A 20,211-nucleotide genomic window follows, 5' to 3' on the forward strand; every position below is an offset into this window, starting at 1 on the left:
CTACTCGGCTGCTTTGACCTCTTGCCAATAGGCTTCAAGGGCAGCGAGCTGATCACCGGGCTGGTAACGCTGCTCGACGCCGCGAAAGCGTCGCTCAAACTTGTGATTTGCCTTGCGTAATGCGTGTTCTGGGTCGATACCCAGCTTGCGCGCGTAATTGGCTACCGCGAACAGCAGATCGCCAACTTCTTCCTCAAGGTGATCAGGATCGTCGTGCTGCGCCGCCTCGCGCACCTCGGCCAGCTCTTCGTCGACCTTTAGACTGGTTTGATAGTGCTCGGGCCAGTCGAAGCCAAGCTGCGCTGCACGCTTCGACAGCTTGCCCGCACGCGATAGCGCCGGCAGTGCGTGCGGCACATTGTCCATCAAGGAAACAGGCGCAGCGCCTTGAGCACCTTCTTCATGCTGTTTGCGCTGTTCCCACTGACGTTTTATCTGCGCGTCGTCAAGATCGCGCGCGCGTTGCCCATGGCGGCGCGAGTCGAGCGTTCCATTAGGAAAGACATGTGGATGCCGTGCAATCATTTTAGCAACGATGCCATTAATGACATCGGCAAAATCAAAACGCCGTTCTTCACGCGCCAGCTGAGCGTAATAGGCTATCTGAAACAGTAGGTCACCCAATTCGAGACGTACGTCGTCGAAAGCGCCCTGCTCAATAGCATCGGCGACCTCGTAAGCTTCTTCAAGGGTGTGCGGCACGATAGAGCGCCATGACTGCGCAACGTCCCACGGGCAGCCGTACTGCTCGTCCCGCAGTACGGCCATCAGGGTTTGAAGATCATCCAGCGTGTAGCGATTATCGGTCGACACTAACGGGAACTCCCGCCGCCCTGGCGTAAACGCCTGACGTCCACCACATTGGGCAGTTGCTGAATATGCGTGAAGATACGCTCCAGCGCCTCAAGCCCGGCGACTTCCAGCGTGATGTTGAGCTTAGCGGTGTTGTCGTCGGGATCGGATAGCGTATTGACCGCTGTGACGTTGGCTTTCTCACTCGACAGCACACTGACCACATCGCGCAGAATACCGGTGCGATCCCACGCCAGCACTTCGATATTCACCGAATACACAGTGGCCTGAGAAGCGCCCCATTCCACCTCGATAATCCGGCTTGGTTCGTCAACGCGCAGCTGCAGGATGTTAGGGCAATCCTGACGATGCACGGTGACACCTCGGCCATGGGTAATAAAGCCGACGATGGCGTCGCCCGGAACTGGATGACAGCAATTGGCCATCTGGGTTTTCAGGTTGCCAACGCCCAGCACCGTGATAGCGCTCTGCGAAGACGCTTCAGAACGCCTCCCCCGGGTGAGCAGCCGATCGACATCCTGCTGTTCGTCGTCAACGCCGAACAGCCCTTGGGCCTGCGACAGCACCTGACCAACGCGCAGATCGCCTGCACCAATGGCCGCATACATGTCATCAACACTCGCGTAATTGACCGCTGTGGCCAGCTTTTCTCGATCCAGACTTTCGAGATCAAGACGGCGAAACTCGCGCTCAAGCAACGCTTTGCCTTCTTCGAGATTCTGCTCACGCGCTTGCTGCTTGAACCACGCCTGAATTTTTGCACGTGCTCGACTGGTGCGTGCATAGCCTAGCTGCGGGTTGATCCAGTCGCGGCTAGGACCGCCCTGACGAGCGGTGAGAATCTCGACCTGCTGACCGGTGTGCAGAAGATAGGTGAGAGGTACGATGCGGCCGTCCACTTTAGCGCCTCGGCAGCGATGACCGATTTCGGTATGCACGCGGTACGCAAAATCGATTGGCGTCGAGACCTGCGGCAGGTCGATGACATGCCCTTCCGGGGTGAACACGTAAATACGATCAGAGGCGATATCGGAGCGCAGACCATCACTGGATAGCTGCTGGTCCCCCATCTCTTCGTGCCAGTCGAGTACGTGGCGCAGCCAGGCAATCTTGTCTTCGTAGCCAGAGCTGCGAGACTGGGTGTCGTGACCTTTATAGCGCCAGTGGGCACACACGCCGTATTCAGCGTCTTCGTGCATGTCGAAAGTACGAATCTGAATTTCCAGCGCCTTGTGGTTCGGTCCCATCACCGCCGTGTGCAGCGACTGATAGCCGTTGGGCTTGGGATTGGCGATGTAATCGTCGAATTCGTTGGGCACCGGATGCCAGCGCGAATGGATCAGCCCTAGCACCGTGTAGCAGTCGCCTATTTCCGGCACCAGCACACGCACCGCTCGAACATCGTAAACTTCCGAAAATTCGATTTTCTTGCGCTGCATTTTGCGCCAGATCGAATAGATATGCTTGGCGCGACCGTTAACTTCGTAGCGGTCAATGCGGTGCGCCTTGAGCTCATCAATGATGGTGTTTTTAACGTCATCGATGTAGTGATCGCGATCGAGCCGCTTCTCGGCCAATTGACGCGCGATCGCCTTGTAGTCGTCTTCATGCAGATAGCGAAACGAAAGATCTTCGAGCTCCCATTTGATCTGCCCGATGCCCAACCGGTGCGCCAATGGCGCATAGATGTCGAACACCTCTCGCGCCACGCGCTGGCACTTGTCTCGCGAATCGTCGCGCACCTGACGCAGCATGGCGGTACGCTCGGCGATCTTGATTAGCGCGACACGCACATCGTCGACCATTGCCACCAGCATCTTGCGCAGGTTCTCCTGCTGGTTGTGCTGGGAAAGACTGCCGAGCGGTGTTTGCAGCTGGCTAATCGCGGCCATTTTGAGCACGCCGTCGATCAACGACGCCACTTCGTCCCCGAAACGCTGGCGCACGTTATCCAGCGTTGTCAGCTCCTTACGTACACAGCGATACAGCAAAGCCGCCACCAGCGTGGGCTGATCGAGTTGCAGTTCGGAGAGAATGTCGGCAATTTCGAGACCGGCACGGAAATTGGAGCCTAGACGATGCCACGAGGGATAGCGCTGCATGGCATCAAGCACCACTTCGCGCGCGTAATCACAGGCACGCTGCACTTCATCGGCGTCCGCCAACGGTACCTCGCGCCCCAGATGAGCCACCCAGGCGGGAATATCAACGCGGCCAGTTGCATCCAACGGCTGATCTTCGCGTACCTTGACCATGCTTTTACCTCACAATACGCAGTGCTCGGTGTCACTGTAACCAAACTTCCCGTGACAAGCAGCGCTCGTTTGCCAACGCGCCGGCTTGCCGAGGGCGCTGTTGTTATTGTTGCTCCATACTGCGCCTAATCACGTCAGTGACGTACAAACAGCGACAGCGACTCGAGGTGCGCCGTGTGGGGAAACATGTCTACCAACGACAGTTGAGTCAGCCGGTAGCCGCCTTCCTGCAGAATACGCGCATCGCGAGACAGAGTGGCGGGATTACACGAAACATAGGCAATCCAGCGCGGCCCCTCAAGTGCAAGCGCGGAAGCCACCGCTTGCGCACCATCGCGCGGCGGATCAAGCACCACAGCGTCGATGTCTGCGGTGCTGGGGGCGTGATTCAGGTCCTGCGCTTCAGCGCTGATAGCCAGGCCGCTCGCACTGGCATTGTCTAACAGCCGCTGCACCATGGTGTCGCTGCCTTCGATGGCGCGTACCTGAAAGCCATTGGCCGCCAGCGGCAGCGAGAAATTCCCCACTCCCGCAAATAGATCGAGCACTCGCGTGCAGTCGCTCTCATTGAGTAGTGCGAGCACTCGAGAGACCAGCGCTTGATTTACCTGGCCATTGACCTGAATAAAATCGCCCGGCTTGAAGCCAATGTCCAACTGCTGCTCGCCTGCCTGCAAGGGATAGTGCATCAGCCTTGCGCTAGCGGCGTTGTTACTGAGCGTAGCGCTGCCCTGACGTGCCGAAAATTCCAGTGAGATCTGCTGATCCTCAGCAAAACGCTGCCAGCGTGCCTGATCGTCGGCGTGCGCTTTCAACTGATGTACGCGCAGCGTGGTGGTGGCGCTATGCAGAAGCTCGACATGGCCCACCAGCCGCGGTGCTGCCAGCTGTTCGAGCTGGCGTTTTAGCGGCTCCAGCAGCGCATTGAGCTCAGGCTCAAGCACCGGACACTCGCTGATATCAAACAAGCGTTCACTGTTGGCGCGTCGAAAACCGAACCTGACCGCGCCCTTGCTATCCACTTTAACGCCTAGCCGCGCACGGCGACGGTAGCCGTATGGCGCCGCAGCGATGATATCGCTCTCGGGCGCATTAACGCCTTCACGCGCCAGATGCTCGCTGAGCACCTGCTGTTTGAAGCGGCGCTGCGCATCGATAGCGAGATGTTGCAAGGTACAGCCGCCACACACCTCTATATGCTGACACTCAGGCGTGACCCGATCGCGGCTGGCACGCTCAATCTCAACCACATGAGCTTCATCGAAACGACCGCGCTGACGATGACGACGAATGCGCACCTGCTCGTGCGCCAAGGCACCATCGACAAATATCGTTTTACCGCTGGCATCGCGTGCTACGCCGCGACCGTCGTGAGACAGCCGCTCGATCGTTACCAGATCATCCGGCGCTGCACTGTTTTCCGGCGCTGCTTTAGGCGCTTGACGCTTGCGTTGAGTTGCCTGTCGCGCAGGGCGACGCGTTCCCAATGTCACTGCGCATCGTCCTGATCGGCCGTGAACAAGCCAGTAGAAAGATAGCGGTCGCCACGGTCGCAAACGATAAACACGATCACCGCGTTACTCACCGTTTCCGCAACACGCAGCGCACCTGCCAGAGCACCGCCGGACGAAACACCACCCAGAATGCCCTCTTCCCGCGCCAAACGGCGCATTGCCTGTTCGGCTTCAACCTGTTCGATATCGACCACCTGATCGACGCGGGTCGGATCGTAAATGGCCGGCTTGTACTCTTCAGGCCAGCGACGGATACCCGCAATGTGCGCGCCGTCGGCGGGCTGCAAGCCGACAATGCGCACCGCATCGTTTTGCTCTTTCAGGTAGCGCGATACGCCCATGATGGTGCCGGTGGTGCCCATCGAGCTAACGAAGTGAGTGATTTTGCCTGAGGTTTGCTGCCAAATTTCGGGGCCGGTGCCGCGATAGTGCGCCAGCGGATTATCCTGATTGGCAAACTGATCCAGTGACTTGGCCTTGCCTTCCTTGACCATCTGCTCGGCCAGGTCGCGCGCCTGCTCCATGCCGTCAGCCAGTACCAGCCTGGCACCGTAGGCAGCCATCACCTGCTTGCGCTCCTCACTGGAGTTGGCCGGCAGAATCACGGTGAGCTGATAGCCCTTGATGGTCGCCGCCATTGCCAGCGCGATACCGGTATTGCCGGAAGTGGCTTCGACCAGACGATCGCCCGGCGTGATATCGCCGCGTGCTTCGGCACCTTCGATCAGCGAAAGCGCCGCGCGATCCTTGACTGAGCCAGCCGGGTTATCGCCTTCGAGCTTGGCTAGCAACACATTGTTGTGCCCAGCGGTAATGCGGGCAAGCCGGACCAACGGCGTATTGCCAACGGTCTGCTGTAGTGTGGGAACCTGCATGGTAACGTCCTTGCAAAAGGGAAAATAAGGTGTCGCACTAATGATGATGGCAGCCGCAGTGGGCGTAATCGGAAGCGTGCTCGCCCTCAGCATGATGATGGTCGTGCTGTTCGAGCGCGATTTCCAGCCCTGCCTGCTGAGCACTGGTCAGAAGCTCGCGGGCCGAGCGCAGCGTCGTGGCCAAACCATCAGCAAGCGCTGAGGAGAAAATGGCGGTGCCTAACTCGATGGCGGAAACACCGCCAATCGTGGCGGCAGCCTCGGCACAATAGAGGGAAGGCAAAGCGCGGAAATAGACCATATGATCGTGCTGATCGGCGCTGTCGATCAGCTGTTCAATCGTTTCGGTGGCGGCATCGCGCGCGGCGTCGCGCTGCTGTGACCAGTCGTAAAGATCAATCACCACACCTTGGCAGGCGTTCGCCAATGCCATGGGGGCCTCTTCTTCGCCGTGGCTCAGGTAGAAAAGCTCTATCTGGTAGCGCTCGGCCTGCTCGACCAGTGCTTCAAGCGTGGCGCTGTCGGGCGTATCAAGCAAACACAGCTGTGCGGGACGCAGCGTTTTAGCCAGCGCCAGCGCTTGCTCGGCACTCACCCGAATGGCAAGACGCTCGCGCATAAGCGTTGCCAGTACGTCGAGCACCTGTGCCGATGCCGCGGAAGCCTCGATCACCACATGGTCAGCACCGCTGTCGAGCGCCGTTAGCGCCGTTTTCACTACTTCGCGGGTAAGCTCAGCGGGCGAGTTGGCGTGCGCCAGTACTAGCGGCTGAAGGTCAAGGCCCAGCTGCAGTCTATAAGGATTCATGATCGTTGTTCCGAACGGCTTGATGTGAAATCGGAGTACGCTGACGACGCTTTTCCAGCAGCGACTGCATCAGCGCTCGTGAGCGTAGCGGGCGATCGCCCACTAAAGGGAGTAACGCCTGCCGCAACAGCCACTTCGATTGGCGAGCCAGCCCCGGCACTTCCCAATCGCCCTGGGCCAGCAGTTTGAGCGTTCGCCCATCAACACCTTGCTGAGGGTGTGGCGCGGCGAAGAAGTGACGACTGCCAATATCGTAGAGATAGCGCTGTTGGGGATGCAATGTCGCTAACGTCGAAGATGCGGTATTGGCGTCCTGCAAAACGCTGAATACGGGATCGGCGTCGAGCGCCTCGAGCAGGGTAATTTCCAGCCGCCGCAGTTTGGCGGCACGCTGCGCGGGTGCGGCGAGTTCAGGCAGTAGCGCGCCGTAATGCGCGAACAGCGCTTCGACGGCAAGTTCTCGCGGCAAGCAGCGGCTGAGCAGCTCGTTGGCATATAGCCCGCACAGCAGCCCTTCTCCGGCCAGCAGCACCGCGGGGCCTGCCGCCTCGATCAAGGTCAGGGTTTTGAGCTCGCCCTTGCCACGCCAGCTTACATGTAGCGGCGTAAACGGTTGCAAAGCGCTGCGCGTGCGGCTGCCCGGACGTGATACGCCGCGCGCGACGCCCCTGACCAAACCGTGTTCGAGCGTCAGCAGATCGACCAGCGCGCTGGTTTCACGATACGGCCTGCGATGCAGTAGATAAGCAGGCTGCAAGGACATGGAGCGCTCTCCCGCAGTGATCAGGAACGTAGCAAGCCTAGCGCTTGCCACGCCTTGATCGAACTATTCGTCGAAGGTGTAACCGAGGCTTTTCAACGCGCGCGCGTCGTCCGACCAGCCACGTTTGACCTTCACCCACAGCTTTAGCATCACCTTGGCGTTGAATAAACGCTCCATTTCCAGGCGCGCTTCGCGGCCAATCTGCTTGATGCGCTCGCCCTTCTCGCCAATCAGTATTTTCTTCTGACCGTCGCGCTCGACCAACATCAAGGCGTGGATATGGATGATCTTGCCTTCGTCCTTGAACTGCTCAACCTCTACCGTCATTTGATAAGGCAGTTCGTCACCCAATTGGCGCATGACTTTCTCGCGCACCAGTTCGGCGGCAAGGAAACGCTCGCTGCGATCGGTAATCTGATCGGACGGGAAATAGTGAGGGCTATCAGGCAGATGGCGCGCCACCTCCTGCTCAAGCTCGGCAACACCGGTACCGTGTTTGGCAGAGATGGGCAGAATCGCGGTGAAGCTGCGCTTGCCGGCCACTTCTTCGAGCCACGGCAGCAGACTTTTCTTGTCCTTCAGCCAATCCACCTTGTTTACCGCCAGAATGACGGGAACCTCAAGGCTGGCGAGACGCTTCAGTACGATCTCGTCTTCTTCGGTCCAGCGGGTGCGGTCGATAATAAACACCACGCAGTCAACGCCGCGCAGTGCCTGATTGGCGGCCTGATTCATGAACTGGTTAATCGCACGATTGCGATCCTTGCCCATAATGTGCATACCGGGCGTATCCACGTACACCGCTTGCGCGCTATCGACGGTTTTCACGCCCATCACCTGATGGCGGGTAGTTTGCGGACGCCGCGAGGTGATCGATATTTTCTGCCCGAGAATACGATTCATCAGCGTCGACTTGCCGACATTAGGACGCCCGACAATCGCCACGAAGCCGCAGCGGGATGGCGCAGCGGCTGAGTCAGTTTCGGGCGTCATTGCATCATCACTCATCACGATCTCCGCGGCTGGGGTTGCAGCAGTGCCAGCACTTTGTCGGCAGCCTGCTGTTCGGCGTTACGGCGACTGCTGCCAGTACCCACACCGGGTTCGTTGAGAAGCTCGACATGAGCCTCGACGGTAAATACCTGATCGTGCGCATCACCTTGCACATCGACCACGTCGTAGCGCGGCAGCGGTTTCTGCCGCGACTGGAGAAATTCCTGAAGACGCGTTTTGGGATCCTTGAGGGTGTCTTCCAGCGTGGTGTCGTTCAGCCGCTCGGCAAACCACGCCAATACGCAGCGTTTTACTTCATCCATGCCACCATCAAGATAGATCGCGCCAATAACGGCTTCCATGGCGTCAGCCAGAATGGAGCGACGCCGATTGCCGCCGCTTTTCATCTCACCTGAGCCTAGTTTCAGGAATTGCCCCAGCTCGAACTCGAGCGCCACGTCGGCGAGGGTTTCCCCTTTCACCAAGCGCGCGCGCAGCCGCGAAAGCTGACCTTCGCGGGCCTCGGGAAAGCGTCTGAACAGCGCTTCGCCGATAATGAAATTGACGATCGAATCGCCCAGAAACTCGATACGCTCATTGTTGCGGCCGCCAACACTGCGGTGCGTCAAGGCGAGTTCGAGATAGGCGTTGTCGTTGAATTGATACCCTAGCCGTTTGGCCAGCGTAGAGGTCGATGAGCTACTCACTGCTCGTGTTTACACCTGTTGGCTGAACGACCGTTAAGCGGTCGTATAAATGAAATATCTCGCCGGGGCGTGCTAAAGGCGACCCACAGGTCGACCGCTAACAGGCCCCGGCAACAGTCTCGTCTAGCGAATCACTCGATCGTTGGAGAAGCTGGGCAACCCGCCGCTCCAGTGCATCCATACGAAAGAAGCGCGACCGACCAGATTACCCTCGGGCACATAGCCCCAGAAGCGGCTATCGGCGGAGTTGTCGCGGTTATCGCCCATCACGAAATAGTGTCCTTCCGGCACCTCACCCTCGAAGTTGCGCCGCGGATCGAAGGGCACGTCAGCGGTATTGTACAACTGGTGACGCACCTGCTTGTCGCTGGAGGGCAACGTTTCCTGATACTGCACCTGACCCGGGGAAGCTTCAACATCGTCGGAAACCAGCGTTTTGTCTACCTGTTTGCCGTTGATGTAAAGCTGCTCGTCCTGATAACGAATATGATCACCGGGCAGGCCGATCACGCGCTTGATGAAGTCCTGCTTGGGATTGACCGGATAGCGGAACACCACCACATCACCGCGCTGCGGCTCGCCAGTCGGAATGATTTTAGTGTCCACCACCGGCAGGCGCAGGCCATAGCTGAATTTATTGACGGTAATGAAATCGCCGACATCCAGCGTGGGCTCCATGGAACCGGAAGGAATCTGGAACGGCTCCACGACAAAGGAGCGCACCACCAGTACAAACAGCAGCACCGGGAAGAACGACCGCGAGTAGTCGACGTACCACGGCTGCTTCTTGGCTGGATCAGCAGCGGCACGCTTTTTGCGCCACACCAGCTTATCGAGCAGCCACACCACGCCGGTAACGACCACGGCGATCACTAATATCAAGGAAAAATTCATCGGGCTTTACATCCAGTTGTTCGAATCGACCGGCAAGCGCTGACGACAGCCATTAGTCGTTGGTGCGCAGCACCGCAAGGAAAGCATCCTGCGGAATTTCAACACTGCCCACCTGCTTCATGCGCTTTTTACCTTCCTTCTGCTTCTGCAGCAGTTTCTTTTTACGCGACACGTCGCCGCCATAGCACTTGGCCGTTACGTTTTTGCGCAATGCCTTGACCGTTGAACGTGCAATCACGTGACCGCCGATGGCGGCCTGTACGGCAACGTCAAACATCTGGCGAGGAATCAGTTCCTTCATTTTCTCCACCAGCACTCGGCCACGCGGTTCGGCCTGATCGCGGTGAATGATTACCGCCAAGGCATCGACCCGATCACCGTTGATCAACACATCAAGACGTACCAGCTTGGCCGCCTCGAAGCGCTCGAAGCTGTAATCAAGCGAAGCATACCCTTTGGTGATCGACTTCAGACGATCGAAGAAGTCCATCACCACTTCGCTCATCGGCAGTTCGTAGGTCAGCTGCATTTGATTGCCCAGCACCTGCATATCCTTCTGGACACCGCGTCGGTTAACACACTCGGTAATCACGTTACCGACATATTCCTGCGGCACCAGAATGGTAGCGCGAGTGATCGGCTCGCGCATTTCGGTCACGCTGGAGAGATCGGGCAGCTTCGATGGATTGGAGATATAGATAACCTCGCCGGAATCCATCAGCAGTTCGTAGATAACCGTCGGCGCAGTGGTCAGAAGATCAAGATCGTATTCGCGCTCCAGGCGCTCCTGAATGATCTCCATATGCAGCGTGCCAAGGAAGCCGACGCGGAAGCCAAAGCCCAGCGCATCGGAGTTTTCGGGCACGTAATCCAGCGACGCATCGTTGAGCGCCAGCTTTTCCAGCGCATCGCGGAAGGCTTCGTAATCGTCGGCGCTGATCGGGAACATGCCGGCATACACCTGCGGCTTGACCTTCTGGAAACCGGGCAGACGCGGCACGTCGGGCGTTTTGGCATGGGTGACGGTATCGCCCACAGGCGCGCCGTGGATATCCTTGATACCCGCGACCAGAAAGCCGACTTCACCCGCGCGCAGCACGTTGGTCTCCGTCCGTTTGGGGGTAAAGATACCTACCGCATTGGCGTCCCAGTGGCGACCCGTGGATTTCATTTCCACCTTATCGCCTTTGCGCAGTTCGCCGTCGAAAACGCGAATCAGCGATACCACGCCGAGATAGTTATCGAACCAGGAGTCGATAATCAGCGCCTGCAGCGGCGCCTCGCGATTGCCCTGGGGCGGCGGGATATCGCGCACCAGACGCTCGAGCAACTGTTCCATGCCTAAACCGCTTTTCGCCGACACACGGCAAGCGTCGGTAGCATCAAGACCGATGATTTCTTCGATCTGTTGTGACACTTCGTCGGGATCAGCCTGCGGCAAATCCATTTTGTTCAAAACCGGCACTACCTCGAGGCCCTGCTCGATGGCGGTATAGCAATTGCCCACCGACTGCGCTTCAACGCCTTGCGCCGCATCGACCACCAGCAGCGCCCCTTCGCAGGCATACAGCGAACGCGACACTTCATAGGAAAAATCGACGTGCCCCGGAGTATCAATGAAGTTGAACTGATACACCTCACCATCTTCTGCCTGGTAATCAAGCGTTACCGACTGCGCTTTGATGGTAATGCCCCGCTCGCGCTCAATATCCATCGAATCGAGCACCTGCTCCTTCAACTCGCGCTCGGACAAGCCCCCGCACAGCTGAATGATGCGATCAGCGAGAGTCGACTTGCCGTGATCGATGTGGGCAATGATGCTGAAATTACGAATATTGCTTAGAGGTGAAGGCGTTGCGTCTTTTGCCATGTAAGCGTTACCAAAATCCTGTTCGGGGTACCAGCAGCAGTGGCTAGCGTGCAAGGCTGCACGCCCATCGCCATTATCGCCGACTGGAAAAGGGGTAATTGTACCGGTAGCGTGCCAAAGGTAACAGCGAAGACGAACATCTCGCTGTTTGGATAGCGTTAACTGGGGGCGCAACCACCTGCCAACAGCGCTTCTCCCCCGCCACTCACCAGATAAAACGTAACAACGGGCCCTGCGGGGCCCGTTGTTATATCACCTTTCGCACTACCCGAGTGAGCCGTGTCTAGAGACTATTCGTCGCTTTGCTTGCCATCCAGTCGCAGCGCGACAAACAGCAGTTGCCCGCCTCGCGCTACGCGCAGCGCAACGGGACGATTGTGCGGCAAACGGGCCACGATGGCGCGGAGTTTGGCGCCAGAGGTAATGGCATGGCGGTTCACATCGACTAGCACATCGCCCGATTGAATACCGGCGCTGGCGGCTGCGCCGTTTGGATCGACTCGCTGCACGACAACGCCATGCGGTACTCCAAGCTGGCGCAGGTCACTCTCGTCAAGGTCGCCGACGACCAACCCAATGCGATGCTGCTGGCCTTGGCTGCCACTCGTACCATCGTCGGATGAGCCGTCCGCCCGCGGCCAATCACCCACGGTAATTTTCAGGTTCTGGCGCTTGCCGTCACGCACGATGCCCAGTGTTGCGGTATCACCTGGCTTGATCGCGCTGACACGGCGCGGCAGCTCATCTGGTGTATCAATCTTTTGCCCATTGACGCTCTGTACTACATCGCCTGGCTGCAAGCCGCCCTTGTCGCCCGGTGCGCCCTGCTTGAGCTGCGCGATCAGCGCGCCTTTGGTATCGCTCAAGCCCAGCGATTCAGCAAGATCCTTCGACACTTCCTGAATAGCCGCTCCCAGATAGCCGCGGTGTACTTGGCCGTCCTTCTTCAGGCTGTCAGCAACGTCCATCGCAATATTGATGGGAATCGCGAACGACAGCCCCATAAAGCCACCGCTGCGGGTATATATCTGTGAGTTGATACCGACGACTTGTCCTTGCAGGTTCAGCAACGGCCCGCCGGAGTTGCCCGGGTTGATAGCCACGTCGGTTTGAATGAACGGCACGAAGTTGTCGGATGACAGCGTACGATTGATCGCGCTAACGATGCCCGATGTGACCGAGTGGTCGAAGCCGAACGGCGAACCAATAGCGGCGACCCATTCGCCGGTTTCAAGCTGGCTGGAATTGCCACGCTCGAGCACTGGCAGATGGTTGGCATCGACCTTGATCAGCGCCACGTCGGTCTTTTTATCGCTACCGATCACCTTGGCCTTCAACTGGCGACGATCGTTAAGCTTCACTTCGATGGAGTCGGCCCCTTCTACCACATGGGCGTTGGTCAAGATGTAGCCGTCCTGACTAATAATAAATCCGGAGCCGAGCGATGCCACGGTGTCATGCCCGCGCCCCTGGGGGCCCGCGCCCATATCAGGGCCGAAGCTGAAACCGGGCGGCAGTTGATCGCCAAAAAAATGGCGAAATATATCCGGGAGCTGATCAGATCCCATCATCGGATCCGACGCCACCTCACGTTTGGTCGAGATATTGACGACCGCAGGGGCTGCCTTCTTTACCAATGCGGTAAAGTTTGGCAAACGTTGAGTAGGAGCCGCTGCTGCACTTTGCTCGGTCGACTGGGCAAGCGCCAACGGCGAACACGCTAATGCGGATGCCAGCGCAAGCGCCACGATAGAAGTTCGTTGTTTACCAAACTGCATGGGATTTACTCCTGCTTTCTTTTTCTAGCCTTGATAACCACAACTACCGCATACGCTCAGCGCCCAACCGAACACGGCCGCACGCTGAGCTACCTTGTTTGGAATTTTGCCCTGCTTAAGAGGCTCCAATGTGTCAATTTGCGCGCAATATTATCGCTAATGTGCAAAAGACCTCTATTGCTGCCCGACTGTGCCGGATTCTGGCTAATTGCCAATGGCCAAACGAAAAAAACGCCACGCCTTCTCATAAAAGAAGGCTGGCGCTTTTTGCCAGCAGACCGCTGACACAGCTTCTATCCAGATAAACCCTGCTGCGTGATTAGAAGCGAGCCGCGCTGCCGGAGACAGCATTGCCATCCTGCGCATGCTGGTCCAGGAAGCCGCGCAGCAAGCGCGTCTGACGGCGAGCCTCAGCCGAAGACTGATCGTCGGCATAAACGGGGAACAGCGAATTATCACCGTTGGCAGCCTTGGGATAGCGCTGTTCGTTGGCGGATTCGGACACCAGCCCAACAGTGCTGAAGCTGCCACCCGCGGCACCGCCATCAAGCGAGCCGCCGACGCCCGGCGCAGAGGCCATGGAGCTGCCCGGCGCACTGGTAGCACTACCGCTATCCATGCCGCGATATACCTGTACGCCGGTAATGACCATCAGGCTAACAGCAGCCGCTACGGCAGCGTTGCCCATGAAAGAAAATGGCCCGACATGGCGCTTGCCATGCACTGCCTGCGCGCTGCCCTCACCGTCAAGCTGATCGAGATGCAGTGCTTCGATGCGCTCATGCACCGCCGCCGACAGATCAGTGGTGACATCGATATCACGCTCGCGGCGCAGGGCGCTGCCAATTACGTGGTAACGACGCCAGGTATCTGCCTCCTCCGGTGATTTTGACAGCGACTTGAGCACTCTACGCAGCTCAAGCTCATCGCCTTCTCCGTCCATAACGGCAGAGAGAGATTCCCTGACTTTGTCATTCATTGCCACATCCTCATACCAGACGCTGCATAAAATTCATAACCGGTGCTAAGACAGCGTATTCACGAAAAAGTTTTATGGCGCGCCGAACCCGATAAAGCGCCTGTTATCCTGCCCATCTATCCTAAGCCGACGATACACCATCGTGACTGAGGGTTGGGTTCATTAGCTCATCGATACGCTGATCGATGGCCTCACGCGCACGGAAAATGCGCGAACGTACCGTGCCCACCGGGCACTGCATCACATTGGCGATATCTTCGTAGGCCAGCCCATCCATCTCGCGCAGAGTGATCGCCGTGCGCAGATCTTCCGGCAGGTTCTCGATAGCCTCGAACACCGCTGCTTCGAGCTGATCGCGCGCAATAGCCGATTCAGGCGTTTCGATATCCGCCAAACGCCCGCTGAAATCGAGTACTTCAGCATCGCTGATATCCATATCGCTGCCCGGCGGACGACGACCGCGTGCAACCAGATGGTTTTTGGCGGTATTAATGGCGATACGGTAAATCCACGTATAGAAGGCGCTCTCGTTACGGAACTTGCCCAGCGCCCGATACGCCTTGATGAAGGCTTCCTGAGCCACATCGTAAACTTCGGCCTGATCGAAAACGTAACGCCCGATCAAACCAATGATCTTGTGCTGATATTTTTTAACCAACAGGTCGAAAGCGCGTGAATCACCAGCCTGGGCGCGCTCTACGAGCTGTTTGTCAGTCAACGCTGTTGACATGAGATCCCCCGAAAAGGTGGCCTAACCAAGGCGCTCGTATCAACGTACGTTGCAGCAAGTGGGTCGATGTTTACCCTGAATCAGACTTGCTGCGGCCCGGCCACTAGATACCCTTGAATTAAACTTCTGCCACTTTTCTATATCTGCGCTGGTAGGCTGGAATTCAAGCGTTCAGCGTGAGAGCGCATGTAATAGTGATGGCGAAGCGCTTCCAACAAAAGTAGCAGACCCTCCTTCTGACAGAGCGTCTGCCGATAAGTTCCTTGTTAATGTACACTAGCGTCCATTCAAACATCGCTCAGCGCTATCAAGGTGCACTCAGCGTTATTCATTTTCGATTCTGGAAGGCCCGCAATGTCCGAGCAGCAAACCAACGACGTCAATGTGGTCGATCAAAAGCAGCTGATCACCCCCACCGAGTTGAAGAACAAGATTCCACTCAGCCACGCCGCGTCACAGCGCATTGTCGAAAGCCGTCAAACCATTCAGAACATTCTCGATGGCAAGGATCCGCGGCTGCTGGTGGTCGTTGGCCCGTGTTCCATTCATGATGTAAAGGCCGCCCGCGAATACGCCACGCGCCTGCGCACGCTGGCCGACAGCGTGAGCGACTCACTGTTTATCGTGATGCGCTGCTACTTCGAGAAACCACGCACCACGGTGGGCTGGAAAGGCCTGATCAACGATCCGCGCATGGACGACAGCTTTCATATCGAAGAAGGCCTGACCATTGCGCGCAGCTTGCTGGTAGAGCTCACCGAGATGGGCCTACCGCTCGCTACCGAAGCACTCGACCCCATTTCCCCGCAGTATCTGCAAGACTGCATCAGCTGGTCGGCAATTGGCGCACGCACCACTGAATCACAAACTCACCGGGAAATGGCCTCGGGTCTTTCCGGCCCGGTCGGCTTCAAAAACGGTACCGATGGCAGTCTGGAAGTAGCGGTCAATGCGCTGCAGTCGGTGGCACACGGCCATAGCTTCCTTGGTATCAATCAGGACGGCGAAGTGGCAATTATCACCACGCGCGGCAACGCCTACGCCCACGCGGTGCTGCGCGGCGGTAACGGTAAACCCAACTACGACAGCGTCAGCATTTCACTGGCTGAGCGCGAGCTAAGTGCAGCAGGCGTTACGCCCAACCTGATGGTCGACTGCTCTCACGCTAACTCGAACAAACAGCCGGAGCTCCAGCCGCTGGTGCTTGAGAACATTGCCCAGCAGATTATTGAAGGCAATCGCTCAATCATGGGCGTCATGCTCGAGTCTCACCTGTTCGCAGGCGCGCAGAAAATTCCTGCTAGCCTCGACGACCTGAAGTACGGCGTGTCGGTTACCGATGGCTGCATCAGTTGGGAAACGACTGAAGAGATTCTGACTGACTTGGCACGCCGCATTCGTGAGCCGCTGCGAAAACGCCTGGAGCAGTAAGATAGCAGCAGCGCTTTCGCCCGCTTCACCGTGCCAACAAACAACGCCGCTGAAGGCAAACTTCAGCGGCGTTGTCGTGTGTGCTTTGTTGCTGGCGAGGTGAACAACCAAGACGCGCCGGCTTATGCGATCTCACGCCGAAACGGCGGCAGCGAGTCGAGCAGCGCCTTGCCGTAGCGTTTGGTCACAATGCGGCGATCGAGAATGGTGATTACGCCTTCATCCTGCTCCTTGCGGATCAAGCGACCACAGGCCTGCACCAGACGGATAGAAGCATCCGGCACGGTGATGCGCATAAAGGCGTTGCCGCCGCGGCTTTCGATCCACTCCGACAGCGTAGCGCCTACTGGATCGTCGGGCACCGAAAACGGCAAACGGGTAATCACCACGTGGCGCAGATAGCGTCCCGGAAGATCGACCCCTTCGGCAAAGCTTGCCAAGCCGAAGATGATACTGCCTTCACCTTCATCAACGCGTTTACGATGACGCTCCAACAGTTCGCGGCGCGGCAGCTGATCCTGAATCAGAATCGCCTTGGCGCGCTCACGGGTGGCCGTGTCATCAAACAGCGCCTGCTCGACCGCGCGCAGCTGGCGCCGCGATGAAAACAGCACCAGTACCGCTTCGTTGCCATCGAGATCACGCACGAAGTCGATGATCGAGCGCTCGTGCTGATCACGTTGCGCCGGATCCACCGCGCTACGCGGTACTGACAGTACGGCACGCGAATAGTCAAACGAGCTGGGCAAACGTTGATAACGGTAGCGATTGGCCAGCCCCGCGCGCTCCTGAAGCCGTTCGAAGCCGCCCAGCGCGGTCAGCGTCGCCGAGGTGAGTACCGCACCGAAGCAGCGCCCCCACAGGTGCTGGGCCAAGGTATGCGCAGCGCTGACCGGCGAGGCAGCGATGACGACTTCATCGCCCGCGTTGTCGCGGCCGCTTTGGAACTCGATCCAACGCGCCTGCGGTGGCTGATCGGGTTCGACATCAGGCTCGGAAAAGGCTTGCCATAGCGAAAAGGCGTCGTTGGCCCGCCCATGCAGCATGGCAATCAACGGTAGCCACTCCTCCGCCACTTCCCGCTGAAGTCCGGTACTTTTATCGGGGTCGAGGCTTTCGCGCAGTATCTCGAGCATGCCGTCCAACGATTTACTCAACGCTGCGAACGCAGCCACCAATGTAGAGGTGAGATCACGAAACTCGGCCGGCACCCGCCCCATTTCGAAGCGGTAGCGGCGCGTGGTGTTGTCGCCCTGCAACGGCGGCAGCGCCTGCTCGAAACCACCGGCAATGCCCAATACCTCGGTCAAACGCGGCTCGATGGTGGCTAGCGCATCGGGAATAGTGGCCAGCAACCGCGCAATCACCGCCTGCTTGCCAAGCGCGGTGTTCATTTCGGTAAGCGAGCGCTTGAGCAAACTGATCCAACGGCCGGCACCGTGCAGCGGCAAGCGGTGATGAAAGTGATCGAGCGCTTTATCAGGCAGGTGGTGTGCCTCGTCGAACACGTAGAAGCTTTCCTTGGGCGCTGGCAGCACCATGCCACCGCCAAGCGCCAGATCGGCAAGCACCAGATCATGGTTAACGACGATAACGTCGGCTTCCTCGACCTTACGGCGTGCGCGGAAGAACGCGCAGGCGCTGAAATGCCCGCAGCGCCGGTTGGTGCATTGGCGATGATCGATGGTCAGCTGCCGCCAATCGCGGTCGCTGATTGGCTCTGGCCAACTGTCGCGATCGCCCTCCCAGCGCCCGTTGGCATATTCGCCAGCCAGCTCCTGAGCAAGCTCTCCCAGCTGTTCATTGGGCGCGGCGAGTTCGCGCTCAAACAGCGACATGGTGGGATTGGCCTGGGTGCCGTCGAGCACCTGCTCGAGGCGCGACAGGCACAGATAGCGGCCGCGGCCCTTGGCCAAAGCATAGGAAAACGGAATGCCCGCATGTTCTTTGAGGGCCGGCAAGTCCTGGTGTAGCACCTGCTCTTGCAGGGCAACCGTGGCGGTAGAGATGATCAAGCGCTTGTTGGCAGCGCGCGCAATGGGCAGCGCCGAAAGCAGATAGGCCAGCGTTTTACCGGTGCCGGTGCCCGCCTCAAGCACGCAGATGTGCTCGTTACCTACGCGCAGCCCTTCGCTGTCGGCCTCTATCCCACCGAGTGTCCGCGCGATTTCCGCGATCATCAGCTTTTGCCCGTAGCGCGGCTTCAGCTTGAGACCATCAAGCAGCTGACGGTAAGCCCCCTGAATCTCTTCTTTTATTTCGGGCTTAACCATACAGCGCTTGGCCGCCCGTCACGAAAGCGCAGGCAAACGAGGTGATCGCGTTCAAAGCAGTCCTTCCGGCGGATGCTCGCACGGCAGCTTAGCGTTGATATAGGCTTCGATTTCAGGCAGCGAGAAGGCATCTTCTTCGCCAACAAAGCTGATCGATGTGCCCTTGGCACCCGCGCGACCGGTACGCCCGATGCGATGCACATAATCCTCGGGATCCTGCGGCAGGGTGTAGTTGATCACGTGTGATACATCGGAGATGTGAATGCCGCGACCGGCAACATCAGTGGCAACCAGCACCGCCACCTCGCCTTCACGGAACCGTTCCAGCGTACTGATGCGCTGCTGCTGAGGCACCTCACCGGAGATCATTGCGGCGTTAACACCGGCTTCATGCAGCGTTTCAAGCAGCGTGCGTACGGCATGGCGCTGATTGGCAAACACCATCACACGATCAAGCTCCTCACGACGCAGCAGGTTGATCAGCAGCTGCGGCTTGTCGGCATCGCTGACCATATAAACGCGCTGCTCGATATTGCTGGAGGTGCTGACATCAGTCGCCACGTCGACCTGCGCAGCATCCTGGGTCCACTGCTCGGCGAGATTGAGGATATCGCGCGTGAAGGTCGCCGAGAACAGGAAGGTCTGACGCTCTTGCTTGTTCGGCGTGGCGCGAATAATGCGTTTAACGTCGGGAATAAAGCCCATCGACAGCATGCGATCGGCTTCATCGAGCACCAGCACTTCTACCTGCGACAGGTCGACATCACGCTTTTGATGGAAGTCGAGCAGACGCCCAGGTGTCGCGATCAGAATATCGACCTTGTTACGCAGCGCGTTCTGCTGCTTCTTGTAATCGAGCCCACCTACCGCGCTCACGATAGTGATATCGGTAGCGTGCTGTGCCAGCGCCTGAGCATCCTTCTCGATTTGCAGCGCCAGCTCACGCGTAGGCGCCAGAATCAGCGCACGCGGTGCGCCGGGCTGCTGACCGTCGGGGCGCTGCTCTTCAAGGAAATAGGCCAGAATCGAAATCAGGAAGGCAGCCGTTTTGCCAGTGCCGGTCTGCGCCTTGCCCACCACATCGCCGCCCAGCAGCGTGTGCTTGAGTGCTTCGCTCTGGATGGGGGTGCAGTAGGCAAAGCCTAGTTCACTTACGCCACGCGCCAAAGGGGCAGGTAAATCGAAGTCAGTAAACCGCCACACCCCAGCCTTCAGCGGTGCGATCTCAACCTGAGGCGCGGAGGCTGCCTGCGCATTGGGGGAACGGCGCCTATCGCCGCCCGGCTTACGACGCGGCCTGCGGCGCTTACGACGCGGCTGGTGATTGGCAGTGTGGGTCGGGGATGGGCTTTTTTCCGACTCGCTCATGATGTCTCGACTATTTGGTGGCAATAAAAGTGTTCAGCGCGCGCAGTGTCTTCTTGAAACACAGCCACTGCATCGACAGCATTAAATGAACATCGGTATTAGGGCGCGATTATATCAGACAACCTTGCCTACGCACGATCCAGCAATGAGACACAGCCGC

16 protein-coding genes are annotated in these 20,211 nt (G+C 58.3%); 1 reads left to right on the plus strand and 15 read right to left on the minus strand.

Annotated features, from left to right (window positions below):
* From mazG to rpoE, 13 genes are all read right to left on the minus strand, one after another.
* Nucleotides 1-813 carry a nucleoside triphosphate pyrophosphohydrolase gene (gene mazG, locus R84865_RS01255; protein ID WP_435631636.1) on the minus strand — a complete coding sequence of 271 codons (813 nt, stop codon included), beginning with the start codon at nt 811-813 and terminating at the stop codon, nt 1-3.
* Complete coding sequence (gene relA / locus R84865_RS01260; protein ID WP_435631637.1) at nt 813-3,068, minus strand: GTP diphosphokinase; 2,256 nt, start codon at nt 3,066-3,068, stop codon at nt 813-815. The genes mazG and relA overlap by 1 nt, the downstream gene beginning before the upstream one ends.
* A gap of 134 nt (nt 3,069-3,202) precedes the next feature.
* On the minus strand, nt 3,203-4,561 hold the full coding sequence (rlmD, locus tag R84865_RS01265) for a 23S rRNA (uracil(1939)-C(5))-methyltransferase RlmD (RefSeq protein WP_435638625.1): 1,359 nt from the start codon (nt 4,559-4,561) through the stop codon (nt 3,203-3,205).
* Complete coding sequence (gene cysM, locus R84865_RS01270) at nt 4,558-5,457, minus strand: cysteine synthase CysM (RefSeq protein ID WP_435636973.1); 900 nt, start codon at nt 5,455-5,457, stop codon at nt 4,558-4,560. Before cysM ends, rlmD begins: the two co-directional genes overlap by 4 nt.
* Before the next feature lie 37 nt (nt 5,458-5,494).
* Nucleotides 5,495-6,265, minus strand: a complete 771-nt coding sequence (locus R84865_RS01275; protein ID WP_435638626.1) for a hypothetical protein — start codon at nt 6,263-6,265, stop codon at nt 5,495-5,497.
* The gene (gene recO / locus R84865_RS01280; protein ID WP_435638627.1) at nt 6,252-7,028 is read right to left on the minus strand and encodes a DNA repair protein RecO; all 777 of its coding nucleotides are present in this window, start codon (nt 7,026-7,028) and stop codon (nt 6,252-6,254) included. The genes R84865_RS01275 and recO overlap by 14 nt, the downstream gene beginning before the upstream one ends.
* 63 nt (nt 7,029-7,091) lie before the next feature.
* Nucleotides 7,092-8,036, minus strand: coding sequence for a GTPase Era (era, locus tag R84865_RS01285; RefSeq protein ID WP_435631642.1), 945 nt, complete (start codon nt 8,034-8,036; stop codon nt 7,092-7,094).
* Complete coding sequence (gene rnc, locus R84865_RS01290; RefSeq protein ID WP_435631643.1) at nt 8,036-8,728, minus strand: ribonuclease III; 693 nt, start codon at nt 8,726-8,728, stop codon at nt 8,036-8,038. The genes era and rnc overlap by 1 nt, the downstream gene beginning before the upstream one ends.
* 123 nt (nt 8,729-8,851) lie before the next feature.
* Nucleotides 8,852-9,622: a signal peptidase I gene (lepB, locus tag R84865_RS01295; RefSeq protein WP_435631644.1), complete on the minus strand. Its 771-nt coding sequence runs from the start codon at nt 9,620-9,622 to the stop codon at nt 8,852-8,854.
* Between the two features lie 52 nt (nt 9,623-9,674).
* Nucleotides 9,675-11,492, minus strand: a complete 1,818-nt coding sequence (lepA, locus tag R84865_RS01300; protein ID WP_435638628.1) for a translation elongation factor 4 — start codon at nt 11,490-11,492, stop codon at nt 9,675-9,677.
* A gap of 290 nt (nt 11,493-11,782) precedes the next feature.
* Nucleotides 11,783-13,270, minus strand: coding sequence for a DegQ family serine endoprotease (locus tag R84865_RS01305; protein ID WP_435638629.1), 1,488 nt, complete (start codon nt 13,268-13,270; stop codon nt 11,783-11,785).
* Nucleotides 13,271-13,589: 319 nt separating this feature from the next.
* Nucleotides 13,590-14,249 (minus strand): sigma-E factor negative regulatory protein, encoded by a 660-nt coding sequence (locus R84865_RS01310; RefSeq protein WP_435631647.1) that lies wholly within the window; start codon nt 14,247-14,249, stop codon nt 13,590-13,592.
* A gap of 121 nt (nt 14,250-14,370) precedes the next feature.
* Complete coding sequence (rpoE, locus tag R84865_RS01315; RefSeq protein WP_435631648.1) at nt 14,371-14,979, minus strand: RNA polymerase sigma factor RpoE; 609 nt, start codon at nt 14,977-14,979, stop codon at nt 14,371-14,373.
* Nucleotides 14,980-15,333: 354 nt separating this feature from the next.
* Between rpoE and R84865_RS01320 the strand changes: the two genes are divergently transcribed.
* Nucleotides 15,334-16,410, plus strand: a complete 1,077-nt coding sequence (locus tag R84865_RS01320) for a 3-deoxy-7-phosphoheptulonate synthase (protein ID WP_435638630.1) — start codon at nt 15,334-15,336, stop codon at nt 16,408-16,410.
* A 122-nt stretch (nt 16,411-16,532) separates the two neighbouring features.
* Here the strand turns inward: R84865_RS01320 and dinG are convergent, their stop codons facing one another.
* Entirely contained in the window at nt 16,533-18,683 is a 2,151-nt protein-coding gene (dinG, locus tag R84865_RS01325) for an ATP-dependent DNA helicase DinG (protein ID WP_435638631.1), read from the minus strand.
* Nucleotides 18,684-18,734: 51 nt separating this feature from the next.
* Nucleotides 18,735-20,051 (minus strand): DEAD/DEAH box helicase, encoded by a 1,317-nt coding sequence (locus R84865_RS01330; RefSeq protein ID WP_435636966.1) that lies wholly within the window; start codon nt 20,049-20,051, stop codon nt 18,735-18,737.
* Nucleotides 20,052-20,211 lie beyond the last annotated feature (160 nt).

Origin of the sequence: Carnimonas bestiolae, from assembly GCF_051251145.1 — a bacterium.
GTDB lineage: Bacteria > Pseudomonadota > Gammaproteobacteria > Pseudomonadales > Halomonadaceae > Carnimonas > Carnimonas bestiolae.

Bases quoted from the DNA above. Each gene is read 5' to 3' on its own strand.
- R84865_RS01305 (WP_435638629.1), bottom strand. From the start codon at position 13,270: ATGCAGTTTGGTAAACAACGAACTTCTATCGTGGCGCTTGCGCTGGCA.
- era (WP_435631642.1), bottom strand. From the start codon at position 8,036: ATGAGTGATGATGCAATGACGCCCGAAACTGACTCAGCCGCTGCGCCA.
- R84865_RS01310 (WP_435631647.1), bottom strand. From the start codon at position 14,249: ATGAATGACAAAGTCAGGGAATCTCTCTCTGCCGTTATGGACGGAGAA.
- R84865_RS01275 (WP_435638626.1), bottom strand. From the start codon at position 6,265: ATGAATCCTTATAGACTGCAGCTGGGCCTTGACCTTCAGCCGCTAGTA.
- R84865_RS01320 (WP_435638630.1), top strand. From the start codon at position 15,334: ATGTCCGAGCAGCAAACCAACGACGTCAATGTGGTCGATCAAAAGCAG.
- rpoE (WP_435631648.1), bottom strand. From the start codon at position 14,979: ATGTCAACAGCGTTGACTGACAAACAGCTCGTAGAGCGCGCCCAGGCT.
- lepA (WP_435638628.1), bottom strand. From the start codon at position 11,492: ATGGCAAAAGACGCAACGCCTTCACCTCTAAGCAATATTCGTAATTTC.
- recO (WP_435638627.1), bottom strand. From the start codon at position 7,028: ATGTCCTTGCAGCCTGCTTATCTACTGCATCGCAGGCCGTATCGTGAA.
- dinG (WP_435638631.1), bottom strand. From the start codon at position 18,683: ATGGTTAAGCCCGAAATAAAAGAAGAGATTCAGGGGGCTTACCGTCAG.
- cysM (WP_435636973.1), bottom strand. From the start codon at position 5,457: ATGCAGGTTCCCACACTACAGCAGACCGTTGGCAATACGCCGTTGGTC.
- relA (WP_435631637.1), bottom strand. From the start codon at position 3,068: ATGGTCAAGGTACGCGAAGATCAGCCGTTGGATGCAACTGGCCGCGTT.
- R84865_RS01330 (WP_435636966.1), bottom strand. From the start codon at position 20,051: ATGAGCGAGTCGGAAAAAAGCCCATCCCCGACCCACACTGCCAATCAC.
- lepB (WP_435631644.1), bottom strand. From the start codon at position 9,622: ATGAATTTTTCCTTGATATTAGTGATCGCCGTGGTCGTTACCGGCGTG.